Annotated in this window: 14 protein-coding genes; 8 read left to right on the top strand and 6 right to left on the bottom strand. The window is 57.1% G+C overall.

Annotated elements, in window-relative coordinates; translation table 11 throughout:
* Positions 1-149: 149 nt before the first annotated feature.
* The 4 genes from rpoD to AC2FIO_RS00335 form a co-directional block, all read right to left on the bottom strand.
* The gene (gene rpoD, locus AC2FIO_RS00350; RefSeq protein ID WP_058277324.1) at positions 150-2,138 is read right to left on the bottom strand and encodes an RNA polymerase sigma factor RpoD; all 1,989 of its coding nucleotides are present in this window, start codon (positions 2,136-2,138) and stop codon (positions 150-152) included.
* Positions 2,139-2,252: 114 nt separating this feature from the next.
* Positions 2,253-4,202, bottom strand: a complete 1,950-nt coding sequence (gene dnaG, locus AC2FIO_RS00345; protein WP_282168604.1) for a DNA primase — start codon at positions 4,200-4,202, stop codon at positions 2,253-2,255.
* A gap of 80 nt (positions 4,203-4,282) precedes the next feature.
* Complete coding sequence (locus AC2FIO_RS00340) at positions 4,283-4,579, bottom strand: hypothetical protein (RefSeq protein WP_282168605.1); 297 nt, start codon at positions 4,577-4,579, stop codon at positions 4,283-4,285.
* A 153-nt stretch (positions 4,580-4,732) separates the two neighbouring features.
* Positions 4,733-6,163, bottom strand: a complete 1,431-nt coding sequence (locus AC2FIO_RS00335; RefSeq protein WP_282118794.1) for a Glu/Leu/Phe/Val family dehydrogenase — start codon at positions 6,161-6,163, stop codon at positions 4,733-4,735.
* Positions 6,164-6,488: 325 nt separating this feature from the next.
* Here AC2FIO_RS00335 and AC2FIO_RS00330 point away from each other — a divergent pair, with 325 nt between their 5' ends.
* The 3 genes from AC2FIO_RS00330 to AC2FIO_RS00320 are packed head-to-tail and all read left to right on the top strand — an operon-like array spanning position 6,489 to position 9,443.
* Positions 6,489-8,276 (top strand): pilus assembly protein TadG-related protein, encoded by a 1,788-nt coding sequence (locus AC2FIO_RS00330; RefSeq protein ID WP_496694955.1) that lies wholly within the window; start codon positions 6,489-6,491, stop codon positions 8,274-8,276.
* Complete coding sequence (locus tag AC2FIO_RS00325) at positions 8,273-8,827, top strand: TadE/TadG family type IV pilus assembly protein (protein WP_496694953.1); 555 nt, start codon at positions 8,273-8,275, stop codon at positions 8,825-8,827. The genes AC2FIO_RS00330 and AC2FIO_RS00325 overlap by 4 nt, the downstream gene beginning before the upstream one ends.
* A gap of 1 nt (position 8,828) precedes the next feature.
* Entirely contained in the window at positions 8,829-9,443 is a 615-nt protein-coding gene (locus AC2FIO_RS00320; protein ID WP_282118797.1) for a TadE/TadG family type IV pilus assembly protein, read from the top strand.
* Here AC2FIO_RS00320 and AC2FIO_RS00315 read toward each other — a convergent pair.
* Positions 9,379-9,870, bottom strand: coding sequence for a hypothetical protein (locus tag AC2FIO_RS00315; RefSeq protein ID WP_282168607.1), 492 nt, complete (start codon positions 9,868-9,870; stop codon positions 9,379-9,381). The genes AC2FIO_RS00320 and AC2FIO_RS00315 overlap by 65 nt on opposite strands.
* 158 nt (positions 9,871-10,028) lie before the next feature.
* Here AC2FIO_RS00315 and AC2FIO_RS00310 point away from each other — a divergent pair, with 158 nt between their 5' ends.
* Positions 10,029-10,940, top strand: a complete 912-nt coding sequence (locus tag AC2FIO_RS00310; protein ID WP_496694950.1) for a pirin family protein — start codon at positions 10,029-10,031, stop codon at positions 10,938-10,940.
* 14 nt (positions 10,941-10,954) lie between these two features.
* Here AC2FIO_RS00310 and AC2FIO_RS00305 read toward each other — a convergent pair whose 3' ends face one another.
* Entirely contained in the window at positions 10,955-11,542 is a 588-nt protein-coding gene (locus AC2FIO_RS00305; protein ID WP_496694948.1) for a TetR/AcrR family transcriptional regulator, read from the bottom strand.
* 99 nt (positions 11,543-11,641) lie between these two features.
* On the opposite strand from AC2FIO_RS00305, the gene AC2FIO_RS00300 reads away from it, so the two are divergent.
* The 4 genes from AC2FIO_RS00300 (at position 11,642) to recJ (ending at position 16,190) form a co-directional block, all read left to right on the top strand.
* Positions 11,642-11,890 (top strand): hypothetical protein, encoded by a 249-nt coding sequence (locus tag AC2FIO_RS00300; RefSeq protein ID WP_058274791.1) that lies wholly within the window; start codon positions 11,642-11,644, stop codon positions 11,888-11,890.
* 127 nt (positions 11,891-12,017) lie between these two features.
* Positions 12,018-13,304, top strand: a complete 1,287-nt coding sequence (locus tag AC2FIO_RS00295) for a homoserine dehydrogenase (protein ID WP_282168610.1) — start codon at positions 12,018-12,020, stop codon at positions 13,302-13,304.
* A 69-nt stretch (positions 13,305-13,373) separates the two neighbouring features.
* Positions 13,374-14,357 (top strand): class II fructose-bisphosphatase, encoded by a 984-nt coding sequence (glpX, locus tag AC2FIO_RS00290; protein ID WP_058274789.1) that lies wholly within the window; start codon positions 13,374-13,376, stop codon positions 14,355-14,357.
* Positions 14,358-14,447: 90 nt separating this feature from the next.
* Positions 14,448-16,190, top strand: coding sequence for a single-stranded-DNA-specific exonuclease RecJ (gene recJ / locus AC2FIO_RS00285; RefSeq protein WP_496694945.1), 1,743 nt, complete (start codon positions 14,448-14,450; stop codon positions 16,188-16,190).
* Positions 16,191-16,281 lie beyond the last annotated feature (91 nt).

The following is a 16,281-nucleotide window of genomic DNA, read 5'->3' as shown; positions in this document are numbered from 1 at the left end:
CGGCCTGTCCCATGAGTGGACAAGGCAGAAATAGGGGCCACATCGCCGCATGACTTGTGAGTTCTCGCCAATTTGAGGTTTGAACCGGTCACCGTGATCAACGCGTGAACGGATAAGAAAAAGGCGCCTCGGTTGAGGCGCCTTTTCGATTACTGATCCAGGAACGACCGCAATTTGCGCGATCGGCTGGGATGTTTGAGTTTGCGCAGCGCTTTCGCCTCGATCTGACGAATACGTTCGCGGGTCACGCTGAACTGTTGACCAACCTCTTCCAGAGTGTGGTCGGTATTCATACCGATGCCAAAACGCATCCGCAGAACACGTTCCTCACGCGGCGTGAGCGAGGCCAGAACCCGTGTAGTCGTTTCCTTGAGGTTTTCCTGAATGGCGCTGTCCAAAGGCAGCACGGCATTCTTATCCTCGATGAAATCACCCAGTTGGCTGTCTTCCTCGTCGCCGATCGGCGTTTCGAGGCTGATCGGTTCCTTGGCGATTTTCATCACCTTGCGAACCTTCTCAAGCGGCATCTGCAGCTTTTCGGCCAGTTCTTCCGGCGTCGGCTCACGTCCGATTTCGTGCAGCATCTGGCGACCGGTCCGGACCAGCTTGTTGATCGTTTCGATCATGTGAACCGGGATACGGATCGTACGGGCCTGATCCGCGATGGAACGCGTGATCGCCTGACGGATCCACCAGGTCGCATAGGTCGAGAACTTGTACCCGCGGCGGTATTCGAACTTGTCCACCGCCTTCATCAGGCCGATGTTGCCTTCCTGAATAAGATCAAGGAATTGCAGGCCACGGTTCGTGTACTTTTTGGCAATCGAGATCACCAGACGCAGGTTGGCTTCGACCATTTCCTTCTTGGCCTGACGCGCCTCTTTTTCACCCTTTTGAACTTGCTGCACGATGCGGCGGAATTCAGGGATGTCCAGGCCGACATACTGACCGACCTGAGCCATATCGTTGCGCAGTTCCTCGACCTTGGCGGTCGAGCGTTCGATGAACATCTGCCAACCCCGGCCCGGCTTTTCTGCCATCTCGGTCAGCCAGTTCGGGTCCAGTTCGCGTCCACGATAGGCGTCGATAAACTCACGACGATTGATGCGCGCCTGATCCGCCAGTTTCACCATCGAGCTGTCCAGAGACATGATGCGACGGTTAATGCCGTACAGCTGGTCGATCAGCGCTTCGATACGGTTGTTATGCAGATGCAGACCGTTCACCAATTCGACGATCTCAGATCGCAGCTGTTGATAGGTCGCCTCTTGTTTTTCCGAGAAGGTGTCGTCTTCGTTCAGGGTCGCCGAGATCCGGCTATCCTGCATTTCCGACAGCATCGAGAAGTCGGTTGAGATCCGTTCCAGCGTGGTCAGAACCTGATCTTTCAGCGCGGCTTCCATCGCGGCCAACGACATGTTGGCCTGCTCGTCGTCGTCGTCGTCGTCATCATTGTTCAGCGGGTTGCCGTCGGCGTCCAGCTCGGGGCCGGTGTCCTTGGCGGGTTTTGCCGCCTGAACCGCAGACGTGTCGACAACCGGTTCTTCGACATCGCCGTCTTCGTCTAACTGGTTGCCAAACGTGGCCTCCAGATCGATGACGTCACGCAACAGAATGTCTTCGGACAACAATTCGTCGTGCCAGATGGTGATCGCCTGGAAGGTCAGCGGGCTTTCGCACAGACCGGCAATCATGGTGTTGCGACCGGCTTCGATCCGTTTGGCGATGGCAATCTCGCCTTCGCGGCTTAGCAGTTCGACGCTGCCCATCTCACGCAAATACATGCGGACCGGGTCATCTGTGCGATCCAGCTTTTCAGCACCAGCACCCGCCAGCGCAACCTCTCGGTTGCTTTCTGCAGCAACCAGTTCGGTCGAGCCTTTGTTCTCTTCTTCCTCGGCTTCTTCATCTTCGATGATGTTGATGCCCATCTCGGACAGCATCGACATAACGTCTTCGATCTGTTCCGAGCTTACCTGATCAGGCGGCAGAACCTGATTGAGCTGGTCGTAGGTGATGTAACCTTTCTCGCGGGCCTCGGCGATCATTTTCTTGACGTTGGCCTGGCTCATGTCCAGCGAGATTTCCTGTTCCTGCTCGTCGGATTTGCGGTCTTCGTTTGTATCCTTGGCGGCCATTCAATGCTCCTGCAGGGATGGGTGATTCGTTTGTACCGAATCATTAGCGCGTAGAAGTGATTCGGCCACCCGTTTACCCGTTTTTCTTTTCCAGTGCCTTACGAAAACACCACTTTAGCGACGTTTCCGTTCAAAATTGATGCCAGACATGATCGCCTGAAACGCGTCTTTCTCGTCGCGGTTGATTCGTGCGCCGTTATCGGCGATGTCGAAAACCGCCCTATCCTCGTTCTGACTGCGGCTTGTGCGGTTACGCTCTTCGGCGGCCTGGGCCAGCCGGTATGTCAGCGCTTCATCAGCCAGATCAGACAGTTCCTCTGCAGCTTCGGCAATCTCGGCATCCAATCCCCGGAGCGCTTTGATTTTCGCGAGTTCCTCGGCCAGAGTCATCTCGGCCTTTTCGACGTCGCCTGGTTTGAACACACAAGGGATTACTGCGACATGGCGAAGGGCCAGCAGGTTTTCAAGGATTTCGCCGCCCAAAGTTTCAAAAATGTGGTCTTTCAGATGCTCTGGGTCGTCGATCGCATGCCGAAGGATGGCGGCGCGCAAGGCGGCATGATCGGGATCATGGCACTCCATTTCTTCAAGCTGATGTTCGAATTGAACCACAACGGTGGGATTCAGGATGGCGATTGCCAGAATTGCAGCCTCGCGCATCTGGATATCCGCGGTTTCTGAAGACGCCAGAAAAGATGAACGCGCACCTGGGGTTGCTGGTTGTTTCGGAGGTTGCCATTTGCCGCGTGGCTGCCATTGGCGATTTTGCGGCTGACGTTGCGGGCGGAACAGTTGCCAGCGCAGGTCTTTGATCTCTTGCCCGTAATGCGCCCGGATTGAGGGGTCGCGGATCAGTTTGATCTTGTCCCTCAGTGACTTATCCAACGCAGCTTTGCGTTCCGGACTGTCGAACACCTTGCCCTCTGTCTCACGCTGCCACAGCAGTTTGACCATCGGGATCGCGCCTTCAAGCACTGATTTCACCGCTGCCGGACCCTCAGCCCGCAGCAGATCATCGGGATCCTTGCCCTCGGGCATCAGGGCAAACCGCAGGGATTTACCCGCCTCCAGCAGCGGCAAGGCCAGATCAACCGCGCGCATCGCGGCGCGCAAACCCGCCGTGTCGCCGTCCAGCGCAATGATCGGTTCGTCCGAGACGCGCCACAGGAGCTGCAACTGGTGTTCGGTAATAGCCGTGCCCAGCGGCGCGACCGACGCTCCGAACCCGGCTTCGGCTAGGGCAATTACATCCATATACCCTTCGGCTACAATCAAGGGCTGCCCCTTGCCGGAGGCTTGTCGTGCAGGACCGTGGTTATAAAGACTGCGCCCCTTGTCGAACAATTCCGTTTCGGGCGAGTTCAGGTATTTCGCATTGTCATTGGGGTCCATTGCCCGACCGCCAAACGCGATGCACCGCCCGCGCGGATCGCGGATAGGGTACATGATCCGATTGCGGAACGTATCATAAGGCTTTTTGCCCTTGTTCGAAGGTTTGGCCAGCCCGGCCCCAAGGATCAGGTCCTCGGCCACGTTCTTTCCGCGCAGGTGATCCCACAACCCTTGCCAGCCATCCGGCGCAAACCCGATCTCCCACCGGTCCAACGCCTGTGCATCCAATCCTCGACGGATCAGGTAATCGCGCGCGGCGCCCCCTGCCCCGGTCTTGAGTTGCAAGCGGAAGAATTGCGCGGCCTGCTCCATGACGTCGGCCAGTTGCGACCGGCGGTCCTGTTTTTCCTGTGCCTTTGGATCGCGTGCTGGCATGGGCATGCCTGCCTCGCGCGCCAAAATTTCAACCGCTTCGATGAATGAGACATTCTCAGTCTCTTTCACAAAGCTGATCGCATCGCCTTTGGCATGGCACCCGAAGCAGTAGTAGAACCCCTTTTGGTCATCGACGTGGAAGGACGCGGTCTTTTCGTGGTGAAACGGGCATGGCGCCCACATGTCCCCCTTGCCTTGGTTGGACTTGCGCGGATCCCACATCACTTTACGCCCGACAACCTGAGACAGGCTCAGGCGGGTGCGTAGTTCATCCAGAAATCCGGGGGGCAGAGACATGGGTCAAACCTGACAGAAACAAGAACGCGCGCCAAGGGTATGACGCGCGTTTGTCCACAGGGAAATGATGGGGCTGTGGATTATTGCAGCAAACACAGCTCAAGCCACGCGGCGCCCAGATCCTTTTTGCGTACATCGCGCATCTTTTGTTCGTAGACCCAAGGCGCGATCAACGGGATGGCAGCATTGTAATTTTCGGGCCATGTCGGGCTGGTTTCGGCAACTGCCTGGGGCACGTTGCGCTCTTTTACACGGTCCAGCCGTGCCTTCTGGATCGCCGCAACAACTTCAGCCTGGTATTGGCAGCTTTGCTCTTTGGTTTCTTCCGCAACTAATGGGGTGGCCAGCAAAGCGGCTGCAATGGCGATACGCAACATAGGGAACTCCGGTAATCGATTCTGTCGCTGCAGCTTACCTGTCGCAGGCACGGCCTGCCATTGCCGTTTTTGGCGTGTCTACCGTGGTTAAGTCGGCCAGCCCTTACCGTTGGGGCAGCCTGACAAAGCCAGGCTGCCCCTGATTTCAAAACATCACAGCCCTTTGGCGCGATAGCTTTTCGAGACGCGATCAATGGCCACGATATAGGCCGCCGTCCGCAGATCCTCGACATCGTCGCGGCTGTGCCAGACTTCGCGCATGGATTGATAGGCAATGCGCATCGTGTCATCGAGGCCCGAGCGCACCAGTTCCAGCTCGTCCGCGCCGCGAAGGTACTTGGCCTTAAAGTCCGGAGACATCGACCAGGCATCGCCAAGATAACGATCCAGCCGCTGCAGCTCACTCACGATCAGCTCGTGCCGCGCCTCTTCCTGACGGCGCTGCATGCGACCGAAACGAATATGGCTGAGGTTCTTGACCCATTCGAAATAGGAAACGGTCACACCGCCCGCGTTTGCATACATGTCCGGTATGATCACCGTGCCCTTCTTGCGCAGAATCTCATCCGCACCTGCAGTCACAGGACCATTCGCAGCCTCGATGATCAAAGGCGCCTTTATCCGGTCTGCGTTTGACAGGTTGATGACCGCCTCCAGAGCAGCCGGGATGAGGATATCGCATTCTTCTTCAAGAACTGCACCACCCTCGGCCGAGTGCGTCGCATCCGGATAGTCACTGACACCGCCATGCTTGACGATCCATTGCCGCACGGATTCCACGTCTATCCCGTCGGGATTATAAAGCGCGCCATCCCATTCGATGATGCCGACAATTCTGGATCCATCCTCTTCGCTCAGGAACTTCGCGGCGTGATAACCCACATTGCCCAGCCCCTGAACGATGACACGTTTTCCATCCAGCTTGCCGGTCAGCCCCGCCTTTTGCATGTCTTCCGGGTGGCGGAAGAATTCACGCAGGGCGTATTGGATGCCGCGACCTGTTGCTTCAACCCGGCCTGCGATACCGCCCGCGTTCAGCGGCTTTCCTGTAACACAGGCGCGTGCATTGATGTCCGTCGTGTTCATCCTGGCGTATTGATCCGCCATCCAGGCCATCTCACGCTCACCCGTTCCCATGTCGGGGGCTGGCACGTTTTGCGAAGGGTTGATCAGATCGCGCTTGGCCAGCTCATAGGCAAAGCGGCGGGTGATCTGCTCCAACTCGTGCTCTTCGTATTTTCGGGGATCGATGCACAATCCCCCTTTTGATCCGCCAAAGGGCGTTTCAACCAGAGCACATTTATAAGTCATCAGGGCGGCAAGCGCCTCGACCTCGTCCTGGTTCACAGCAAGGGCGTAACGAATACCGCCCTTAACAGGCTCCATATGCTCGGAATGGACCGAGCGGTAACCGGTGAATGTATGGATATCGCCGCGCAGGCGGACGCCGAACCGAACAGTGTAGGTGGCGTTGCAGACACGAATCTTTTCCTCCAACCCCGGCGGCAGGTCCATAAGGGACGCCGCCCTGTTAAACATCAAATCTACACTTTCGCGAAAGCTGGGTTCATTAATGGCCGTCATGTAATCCTCCGTGCCGACGAACGACGAGCGTTCTGACGTTTTGTCGCACCCATTGGCTAAACGATCAATAATTAAGCAACAATAAAACCCGAAATCGCCACGAAAGCTCTCGGACCGGGCTGAGTCGCGCACGGCGCTTAACTTTGGAAGAATTGTCGCCTGACCGAAAACAGAGGCAAAAAAGCCGTTCAATTATCTACGGTTCGCGCCCAAAGTTGCCATATCTTCGGCACTTCCGCCCAATTCACGCCACGATTCGCCGTTAGTTTTCAAACGTTAACTTTTCCTTAGCAGCGCCGGATGTCTGCTCAGCGAGGTCGGCCAGATGAAAATGCGCATATTTAAGTGCAACACCAAGAATTTTAAGAAAGCAGCTGCGTCTGCTGATCGTTTTTCCCGCGACGAGGATGGCGGGGTCTTTACGATCTTTGTTGCCGTCGGATTTATCCTCATCATGGCGACAGCCGGAATCGGTGTGGACATAATGAACTTTGAGCGTGACAGGGCCAGCCTCCAAGGTACGCTCGATCGTGCGGTTCTTGCTGCAGCGAACGTCAAACAGGAACTCCCACCGGTGGAAGTGGTTAAATCCTATATCGAGAAGTCTGAGGTCCGGGGCAAACTAACCGGAGAACCTGTGGTGGTCGATGATCCTCGCGGTGGATCAAGGAAGGTCACGGCCAACGCTGAAGTAGACGTTAAAACACACTTCCTGACGTTTTTTGGATACGGAACGCTTACAGCCGCGGTCACAAGTGTCGCGGAAGAGTCTATCGGCTCGATCGAAATCGCGATGGTTCTCGATATCTCCGGATCGATGAGCTGGGATTCCGCGACGGAAAACAAAACAAAAATGGAAGCTCTTAAGGACGCCGCTACACAGTTTGTGACGACGATGTATCAGAAAGAGAATCCGGACAAGATTTCGATCTCGATCATACCGTACAACAACCAAGTAAACGCCGGTGCAAATATCCTGGGCAACATGCCCGGTGTAACGACCGAGCACGACTATTCGCACTGCGTTGACTTTGTGGATAGCGATTTCAGAGAACACTGGATTGACCCGGACAAAAGTCTCAATCGTACGGCGCATTTCGACCGCAGAAACTATTATGACGATTACAATGACGAAAGACACCAAATCTCGCGCTCGGTTTGCACCACCCGTGCGGGCAGCGATATTACAGCAGTGACGAACGTTGTTTCCGAATTGCACGATCAGATCGCGGCGATGACTCCAGGCGGAAACACTTCGATTGATATCGGAGTGAAATGGGGGGCCGCGCTGCTGGACCCTCAATTTCAGCCTGTAATTAACAAGCTTTCCCGACAAAATGCCGATCCTGATTCTGTAGATCCGGATACGGGTCTGGATGTCACCACGGGCCTTGATCCTAAGAAGATTGTTCCGGCGGTGTTTGACAACCGTCCGATGAAGTATGAATCAGACGTCAAAAAAATCTTGATCGTCATGACCGACGGCGAGAACACTGAAAACTGGGTTTTGAACGAGGCATACCGCGATGGGCCTTCGGATGTTTGGTACAACCCAAATTATGAGCATGAGGTCAGAAGTTGTTGGTATAATAGCTGGGGTCAACTCCGCTGTAGAACCGACAGGTACGGCGGCGAATATAGCGTCCGCACATCTGCCCCTGACGAGCCGCCTGCGTACTATTGGACCAGACAGGAGTTGGAGGGCCAGACCGAACCCTTTGGCGGTGAAGCGGCAGATCAATCAGTGCGCCTGACCTACCCGCAACTGTGGAATCGCGTCACTTTGGACTGGAACGCCGAGTACAACTACGCTTGGCAGTCCAACCACAATCAAACTTGGTATGACAACGCATTCACCGAGATTTACCGGACCAAGAAAGACACCCGGCTCAGCGATATCTGTACCCAAGTCAAGGGTAAGAATGTTGATGTCTATGGCATTGCATTTGAAGCGCCCGACGTAGGTGTTACTGCGATTAGAAATTGTTCCAGCGGCGCAGGGTTCTTTTACGAAGTCAAAGCGAGTGGCGGCCTGGGCGATGACCAACGTACGATTACAGAGGTCTTTGACTCAATTGCTACGGCAATCAAACGCCTGAGGTTGACGCAATGATCCGCAAAGCTCTGGGAAAAGTTCTTCGGTTCAAACGCACTGAGGACGGTGGCTTGACCATTGAGTTCGTCATTTGGTTCCCCGTCTACATGTTCTTCATTCTGGGCGTCATCGAATATTCGCTGGTCACAATTCAGCAGGCGATGCTGGATCGTTCCATGGACCTGGTTGTGCGTAACATTCGACTTGGGATCGGCTTGGAGGACACGCAGCACGATACAATCAAAGACGCGATCTGCGATGAAATGGTCATCATGCAAGATTGCTCCAAAAACCTGCAGTTGGAGATGATTGTTCAAGACCCATATGGGGGGGTGAACCTCCCTGTCGAAGCGGACTGTGCAGATAGGGCGGAAGAGGCCAAACCGGTCCGAGAGTTTTCAAGTGGCGGGGCGAATGCACTGATGATCTTGCGCGCTTGCGCGAGGGTCGATCCGCTTTTCCCGACGACTGCATTAGGACGGGGTGGAACGGACATGAGCCGGGCTTTGTCAGACGATGATGGCCTGATCACACTTACGTCAACGACAACCTTTGTTCAGGAGCCTTGATATGACGCGTCTTTATTCATGCCTCCGACGCGCTCTCGGGACTTTTGTGCGTCGCGAAAGCGGTAGCCTGACGGTGGAATCGGCTCTGTTAGCTCCGATGCTCGTATGGTCCGTAGTGATGACTTATGGGTATTTTGACGGATTTCGCGAAAGCACCGCCAACCTGAAAGCTGCGTTCACGGTCAGCGACTTGATCTCGCGAGAAGCTGAGAACGAAATTACCGACACCTACGCGAGCTCCATGTATGTGATATTCAATCGAATGGTGCGCGATAACACGCCCCTGAAGATGCGTTTGTCACTGGTCAGGTACAACGCCGAAGACGATCTTCATATTGTTGAGTGGTCGACACATTGCGGGTTTACGGGTACTTGGAACAATGGAAACGTCAAACCATTGGCTGACACCCTGCCAGCGATGGCGGACTTGGACACTTTGATCGTTGTGGAAACATCCAAAGACTATGATCCGCCGATTAACACTGATTGGTTGGCCAGTCCGCATAAGTTTGACAACGTGGTTTTCACGCGTCCACGATTTGTACCGACAATTAAGGCAAACGTTTCTGATCGGTTCTGTCAGCAGGATGTAGTGGGTGTAGCACCTGGAGCATAAATTTGGTTTCGGCGGCTGTGGTCAGGCCGCCGATGCCAACACGGCGCCCCAATCGCCACCACAGTCCCGGTGCCCAGCTGTTTCCTGCGCTTTCCGTAGTCTTCAACAAAAATCCATTTGACGGCTTGAACGCAAACACCCCCTGATCGATCGACTCGATATCTTCGACACGCGCAATCACCTGCCCTGAACCGGTCCGCAATTCAGTCTCGGTCAGCTCGATCCAGTCACTGGTGGCTTGCCACATGCGATAGGCCAGCCAGAACGCCGCCACACCAACGACAAGTAAAAAGACCAGCCAGGCCGGTTCCGGTGGCGTGGTCAAAGCGACATAGATGACCAGCACACCCACGGTCGACAGCATCCCCACCCCTATCCAACGTCTGGATGATGAAGGTCGGACCGTGGCCAGAATTTCTTGTTGCATTGACGTCCCCTGCTCTGCTCGGTCCGGGTTTATCCGCTTTGTCTGCCGAAAAACAGAGGGAAGCCGACTATGGAATTGCGCACAGCACCCGTGTTTGCACGCAAATTGACGCATATCGCCAACAGCATACATGATCCCCACAAATTCAGGAGGCCATCATGTCCCTTAGACCAACATTGGAAACCCGCAAAGCCATGCCAACCATGGAAGGCGCAGGCGTCAAATTGCACCGGGCGTTTGGCTTTCAGGACCCGTCCGAGCTAGACCCGTTCCTGTTGTTCGACGACTTCCGCAATGATCACCCCAAGGATTATCAGGCAGGCTTCCCCTGGCATCCGCATCGCGGCATCGAAACCATCACTTATGTCCTGTCCGGCTCGGTCGAGCATGCGGATTCGCTGGGCAACACCGGCACTTTGGGCGCAGGCGACGTTCAGTGGATGACCGCCGGGTCCGGAATCCTGCATCAGGAAATGCCCAAGGGAAACGGTGCGGGCCAAATGCACGGTTTCCAGCTGTGGGGCAATCTGCCATCAGATCAAAAGATGACAGCCCCCCGCTATCAGGATGTCCAAAGCAAAGAGATCCCCGAGGTCACTGATGATGACGGCGCCACTGTGCGCGTTATTGTTGGTGAGTTCTGGGGCAAAACCGGCCCGGTAGACGGTATTGCCGCCGACCCGCAGTACTTGGATATTCAGGTTCCGGCCGGTGTAAGAAAAACCTTTCGCATCGACACCTACCGCCGGGCGTTTGCCTATGTGTTCCAAGGACAGGCGGCCTTTGCCGATGCATCACAACCTACCGGCGTGCTTTTGGAAAAAGAGGTCGCGGGACAAGAGGTCAACATCCGTGATCTGTCCGGTGACCGCACTTTGGTTCGGTTCGGCACCGGTGATGAGGTCACGGTTCAAGCTGGTCCGGAAGGTGTCCGGTTTCTGTTGATCTCCGGCGCGCCCATTGATGAGCCTGTCGCATGGCATGGTCCAATTGTCATGAACACGCGTGCCGAGCTGGAACTGGCGTTCAAAGAACTGCGCAATGGCACATTCATCCGCGCCGCGCACTGATTAAGCAAAGTTGGTCAGGCGGTTACGGCGCGTCTGACCATATCCCAATAAACCTGCTCTACTTCGTCCAGCGACAAGCGTCCGCCTGCACGGTACCAGGTCATCACACCATTCAGCATCGCGATCACGGCCAAGGTCGCGATTTTGGTATCGGCAACCGAAAAGAGCCCAGACTTCTGCCCATCCTGCAAGATGGCTTCAAGCGAATCCTCATAAGCGCGGCGCAGGCCTTCGATTTCCGAGAAGTTTTCGGGCGTTAGGTTGCGCAGCTCCATATAGGCGATAAAGACTTCATCCGGTCGCTCCATATGAAACCGAATGTGAAAGCCGACAAAGCGGCGTAGCGCAGTCTCGGCATCGGTGGGTTTTTCAAGTTCACCATAAGCGGCCAACAGATCCTGCATGTGATCCTGCATCAGGCGAAACAGCAGGCTTTGCTTGTCGGGCGTGTAGTTGTACAGCGCCCCCGCCTGCACACCCACATCTTTTGCGATCTGGCGCATGGATACAGCGGCATAGCCATGTCGGGCAAACAGCCCCAGCGCTGCTTTTCGAATGCGCGGGCCGGTGATATCGGAGTGTGAGCCTTGGGTACGTGCCATACCGCCACCGTATATGAACAAGCGTTCATATAGAACCCCGCTTGAACGACCGCCGCAAAAGGTGCATCACGGGGGCAGTCTCCATTGAAAGGGTTCGGTATGAAGCCCCTGCCACTTTTGGTTCTGCTTCTGACTTGCGCAGCCTGCACGGACTTCCCGGAGTTGGAAGGACGCGAACAGCCGAATGTGCGCTCGGCCGCGTATCCGAAGCTGGTCCCACTTCAGGACATTCTTGGCCCGCCCATAGATCCCGTGAACGAAGCGGCCGAGGTTGAAGAAGACCTGACCGCGCGCCGCGAAGCGCTGGCCAAAAGGGCCGAAGCGCTGCAGAACGCGCAAACCAACTGACCTTTCGCGTTTCAACCGACTGTTACCGCTGTCCCGGATTGCGCCTCGACGCCGAACCCGTTAAGGCACCTTTGAACGGGCAAACAGCCCGAAACCAAGGACATTCGAGCGGAAAGGAACCCACGGGATGACACAGGCGCTGCGGCTGGGAATTGCCGGCTTGGGAACAGTTGGCGTGGGTGTCGTGCGGATCGTGCGCCGCCATGCCGACCTGCTGCAGGCGCGTACAGGTCGCGCGATCGAAATCACCGCTGTTTCTGCGCGCGACGCAAACAAAGACCGCGGCGTGAACCTGTCGGAGTATGCATGGGAGACTGATCCCGTCTCATTGGCGCAGCGCGACGATGTCGATATTTTTGTCGAACTTATGGGCGGCGAAAACGGCCCCGCCAAAGCATCTGTCGAGGCCGCGTTGGCCGCTGGCAAGGATGTGGTGACCGCGAACAAGGCTTTGTTGGCCATTCACGGTCAGGAGCTGGCTGAAAAAGCGGAGGCCGCAGGCCGTGTGATCCGTTTTGAGGCCGCCGTTGCGGGCGGTATCCCCGTGATCAAATCCCTGACCGAGGGGCTGGCCGGGAACGAGATCACCCGCGTCATGGGCGTGATGAACGGCACCTGCAACTATATCCTGACGCGGATGCAATCGCAGGAGCTGGGGTATAACGCGCTGTTCGAGGAATGTGCCGAGCTGGGCTACCTCGAGGCTGACCCGAACCTGGACGTGGGCGGCATCGACGCGGCGCACAAGCTGGCGCTGTTGTCCTCAATCGCGTTTGGCACCAAACCGAATTTCGACGGCATCCAGATCGAAGGCATCCAGCACATCAGTCTGGATGACATTCATCAGGCAGCCGACATGGGCTATCGTATCAAGTTGCTGGGCGTCGCTCAGCGCTCGGCACGCGGTCTGGAACAACGGATGCAGCCGTGCCTTGTACCCAGCGGCTCGCCCCTGGGTCAGCTGGAAGGCGGCACCAACATGGTTGTGATCGAAGGCGACGCGGTCGATCAGGTTGTCCTGCGCGGCCCTGGCGCAGGCGAAGGTCCGACGGCAAGCGCCGTGATGGGCGACGTCTGCGATCTGGCGCGGGGATTGCAGATCCCAACTTTTGGCCGTCCCGCCACGACACTGGAAGAGGCAAAACCTGCCATAACCGGTCTGCCCGCCCCCTACTATCTGCGCCTTGCACTGTTCGACAAACCGGGTGCTCTGGCGAAAGTGGCGGCTATTCTGGGTGATGCAGGTGTCTCGATCGACCGGATGCGCCAGTACGGGCACACCGAAGCCACCGCGCCGGTTCTGATTGTGACCCACAAAACCACGCGGGCCACTTTGGATGTCGCTTTGGAAGGGCTTCGCGCGACCGATGTCGTGTCGGGGGAACCCGTCGCATTGCGGATTGAAGAGGTTTGACCCTTGCGGCCTGCATAAAACGCAGGCTATGCCCGATGAAACGCCTTTATTGACCTGAGGATACGTAAAATGAGCGCTGCCAAAATCGATTTCAACGACCGCCTGTTGTCTCTGGGCCTTGCACGGGTCGCAGAGCAGGCCGCACTGGCCTCGGCCTCGCTGGTCGGACGTGGTGACGAAAAGGCTGCGGATCAGGCGGCTGTAAACGCGATGCGCGAACAGCTGAACCTGCTGGACATTGCCGGCGTGGTTGTCATCGGCGAAGGCGAGCGTGACGAAGCACCGATGCTGTATATTGGCGAGGAGGTCGGCACCGGAAACGGCCCCGGTGTGGATATCGCATTGGACCCGCTTGAGGGCACGACTCTGACCGCCAAGGACATGCCGAACGCGCTGACCGTGATCGCGATGGGCCCGCGCGGCTCGATGCTGCACGCACCCGATGTTTATATGGACAAGCTGGCCATTGGTCCGGGCTTTCCGGAAGGCGTCGTGAACCTCGACATGAGCCCGCGCGAGCGCGTTGAAGCGTTGGCCAATGCCAAAGGCTGCAAGCCTGCCGACATCACCGTCTGCATTCTGGAGCGTCCCCGCCACGAAGCGATGATCGCTGAAGTGCGCGAAACCGGCGCCTCGATCCGCCTGATCACCGATGGTGACGTGGCCGGCGTCATGCACTGTGCCGAAAGCGAAGAGACCGGCATCGATATGTACATGGGGCAAGGCGGAGCACCCGAGGGCGTTCTGGCCGCTGCCGCGCTGAAATGCATGGGTGGGCAGATCTTTGGCCGCCTGCTGTTCCGCAACGACGACGAGCGTGGCCGCGCCGCCAAGGCGGGCATCACCGATCTGGACCGCGTTTATTCTCGCGATGAGATGGTAACCGCAGACGTGATCTTTGCCGCAACTGGCGTGACCGGTGGCTCTTTGCTGCCGCGGATCAAACGCCAGCCGGGCTGGGTTGAAACCACCACCCTGCTGATGCGTTCCAAAACCGGGTCGGTGCGCCGCATGTCCTACCGCACGCCAACCTGGCCGCACGACAACGCGTGATGGCTTGCACCTTTGCCTTTGACAGAGGTTTCGATAGATACAATGAGGCCGGATCCGAGAGGGTCCGGCCTTAGCATATGAGAGGCAGGCATGAGCTTTTTAGGGGTTGAGCAGTCACTGACCGGGCGGCGTTGGATCGGACCGGAGGCCGAGGTCGAACGGGCCACGGAAATGCTGGTGCAACAGTCCGGGCTGCCACGTGCGGTTTGTCAGGTTCTGGCGCGGCGCGGCGTGCCCCCCGTGGAAGCCGAAAGCTTTCTTGAACCAAAGCTGAAGGAATTGCTGCCTGATCCCCGGTCCATGAAAGATATGGAGACCGCCGCAACGCGGTTTTTGGAAGCTGTCCGAAACAAGCAGCGGATCGCGGTTTTTGCCGATTACGACGTCGATGGGGGCAGTTCGGCGGCTTTGTTGCTTGTCTGGATGCGTCAGATGGGGCTGCAAGCCACGCTGTATGTGCCAGATCGAATTGATGAGGGTTATGGGCCGAACGTGCCTGCAATGCAGGAACTGGCGGCTGCGCATGACCTAATCATCTGCGTGGATTGCGGAACGCTTAGCCATGAACCTATCGCGGCGGCAAAAGGCGCGGATGTCATTGTGCTGGACCACCACCTTGGTGGTGAAACGCTGCCCGATTGCGTGGCGGTCGTGAACCCAAACCGGCAGGATGAGAGCGGTGACTTGGGGTATTTCTGCGCTGCCGGCGTGGTGTTCCTGATGCTGGTTGAGGCCGGGCGGCTACTGCGTGAGGCTGAGGTTAAGGGTCCCGACCTGATCGGGCTGCTGGATCTTGTGGCATTGGCAACCGTTGCAGACGTGGCCCCGCTGATTGACGCGAACCGGGCGCTGGTGCGGCAAGGCCTTAAGGTCATGGCACAGAGGCAACGACCAGGGTTAGTGGCGCTGTCGGATGTGGCGCGTATGGATTCAGCCCCTACCAGCTATCACCTGGGTTTTCTTCTGGGTCCGCGCGTCAATGCGGGCGGGCGGATCGGTCAGGCCGATCTGGGCGCGCGACTGCTGAGCACGGACTCGATGACCGAAGCTGAAGCGCTGTCTCAAAGGTTGGATGAGTTGAACACCGAGCGTCGTGATATCGAAAACGCGGTACGAGCGGCAGCACTGGAACAAGCCGAGGAACGCGGATTGGAAGCTCCTCTGGTTTGGGCGGCGGGCGAAGGATGGCATCCCGGCGTTGTCGGCATCGTGGCATCCCGCCTCAAGGAAAACGCCAACAGACCCGCCATTGTCATCGGCTTTGATGGTGATGAAGGCAAGGGTTCAGGGCGGTCGGTTTCTGGCGTTGATCTGGGGGCATCAATCCAACGATTGGCGGCTGAGGGACTTTTGGTCAAAGGCGGCGGGCACAAGATGGCCGCAGGGCTGACCGTTATGCGGGATCAGTTGGAACCGGCCATGGAACGCCTCAGCGAGTTGTTGGCCAAGCAAGGCGCGGGCAAAGGCGGTCCTGCAGACATGAAGCTAGACGGAGCGCTTATGCCGGGCGCAGCTTCGGTCGATCTGATCGAACAGATAGAAAAAGCCGGTCCTTTCGGGGCCAGCGCCCCTGCCCCACGCTATGCGTTGCCGGACCTGCAGGTGCGCTTTGCCAAGCGCGTCGGCGACTCCCATCTGAAACTGTCGCTGTCCGACGGGGTTGGTGGTGGCCTTGATGCCATTGCCTTTGGAGCTTTTGACGGACCGATGGGGGAAAAGCTGTCCAACCATGGCGGCGCGCGCTTTCATTTCGCCGGACGGCTTGAGGTGAACACATGGGGTGGACGGCAAAGCGTTCAGCTGAGACTGGAGGACGTGGCAGAGGCAAACTGAGCCCATATCCAGCCTTGCCAAAAAAGTTTCGCATCCCTGCATTTTTCGGCTTGCGGGGGTCAGAGGTAAACCGTAAAAGGCCCTCCACAAG

This window comes from Ruegeria sp. CDSB086 (assembly GCF_059611065.1).
Note: the sequence above shows the minus strand (reverse complement) of the source record. Positions and strands in the feature narration are given on the sequence as shown.

Bases quoted from the DNA above. Each gene is read 5' to 3' on its own strand.
- AC2FIO_RS00320 (WP_282118797.1), top strand. From the start codon at position 8,829: ATGACGCGTCTTTATTCATGCCTCCGACGCGCTCTCGGGACTTTTGTG.
- rpoD (WP_058277324.1), bottom strand. From the start codon at position 2,138: ATGGCCGCCAAGGATACAAACGAAGACCGCAAATCCGACGAGCAGGAA.
- AC2FIO_RS00310 (WP_496694950.1), top strand. From the start codon at position 10,029: ATGTCCCTTAGACCAACATTGGAAACCCGCAAAGCCATGCCAACCATG.
- AC2FIO_RS00315 (WP_282168607.1), bottom strand. From the start codon at position 9,870: ATGCAACAAGAAATTCTGGCCACGGTCCGACCTTCATCATCCAGACGT.
- AC2FIO_RS00325 (WP_496694953.1), top strand. From the start codon at position 8,273: ATGATCCGCAAAGCTCTGGGAAAAGTTCTTCGGTTCAAACGCACTGAG.
- AC2FIO_RS00305 (WP_496694948.1), bottom strand. From the start codon at position 11,542: ATGGCACGTACCCAAGGCTCACACTCCGATATCACCGGCCCGCGCATT.
- AC2FIO_RS00340 (WP_282168605.1), bottom strand. From the start codon at position 4,579: ATGTTGCGTATCGCCATTGCAGCCGCTTTGCTGGCCACCCCATTAGTT.
- AC2FIO_RS00295 (WP_282168610.1), top strand. From the start codon at position 12,018: ATGACACAGGCGCTGCGGCTGGGAATTGCCGGCTTGGGAACAGTTGGC.
- dnaG (WP_282168604.1), bottom strand. From the start codon at position 4,202: ATGTCTCTGCCCCCCGGATTTCTGGATGAACTACGCACCCGCCTGAGC.
- glpX (WP_058274789.1), top strand. From the start codon at position 13,374: ATGAGCGCTGCCAAAATCGATTTCAACGACCGCCTGTTGTCTCTGGGC.
- AC2FIO_RS00300 (WP_058274791.1), top strand. From the start codon at position 11,642: ATGAAGCCCCTGCCACTTTTGGTTCTGCTTCTGACTTGCGCAGCCTGC.
- AC2FIO_RS00335 (WP_282118794.1), bottom strand. From the start codon at position 6,163: ATGACGGCCATTAATGAACCCAGCTTTCGCGAAAGTGTAGATTTGATG.
- AC2FIO_RS00330 (WP_496694955.1), top strand. From the start codon at position 6,489: ATGAAAATGCGCATATTTAAGTGCAACACCAAGAATTTTAAGAAAGCA.
- recJ (WP_496694945.1), top strand. From the start codon at position 14,448: ATGAGCTTTTTAGGGGTTGAGCAGTCACTGACCGGGCGGCGTTGGATC.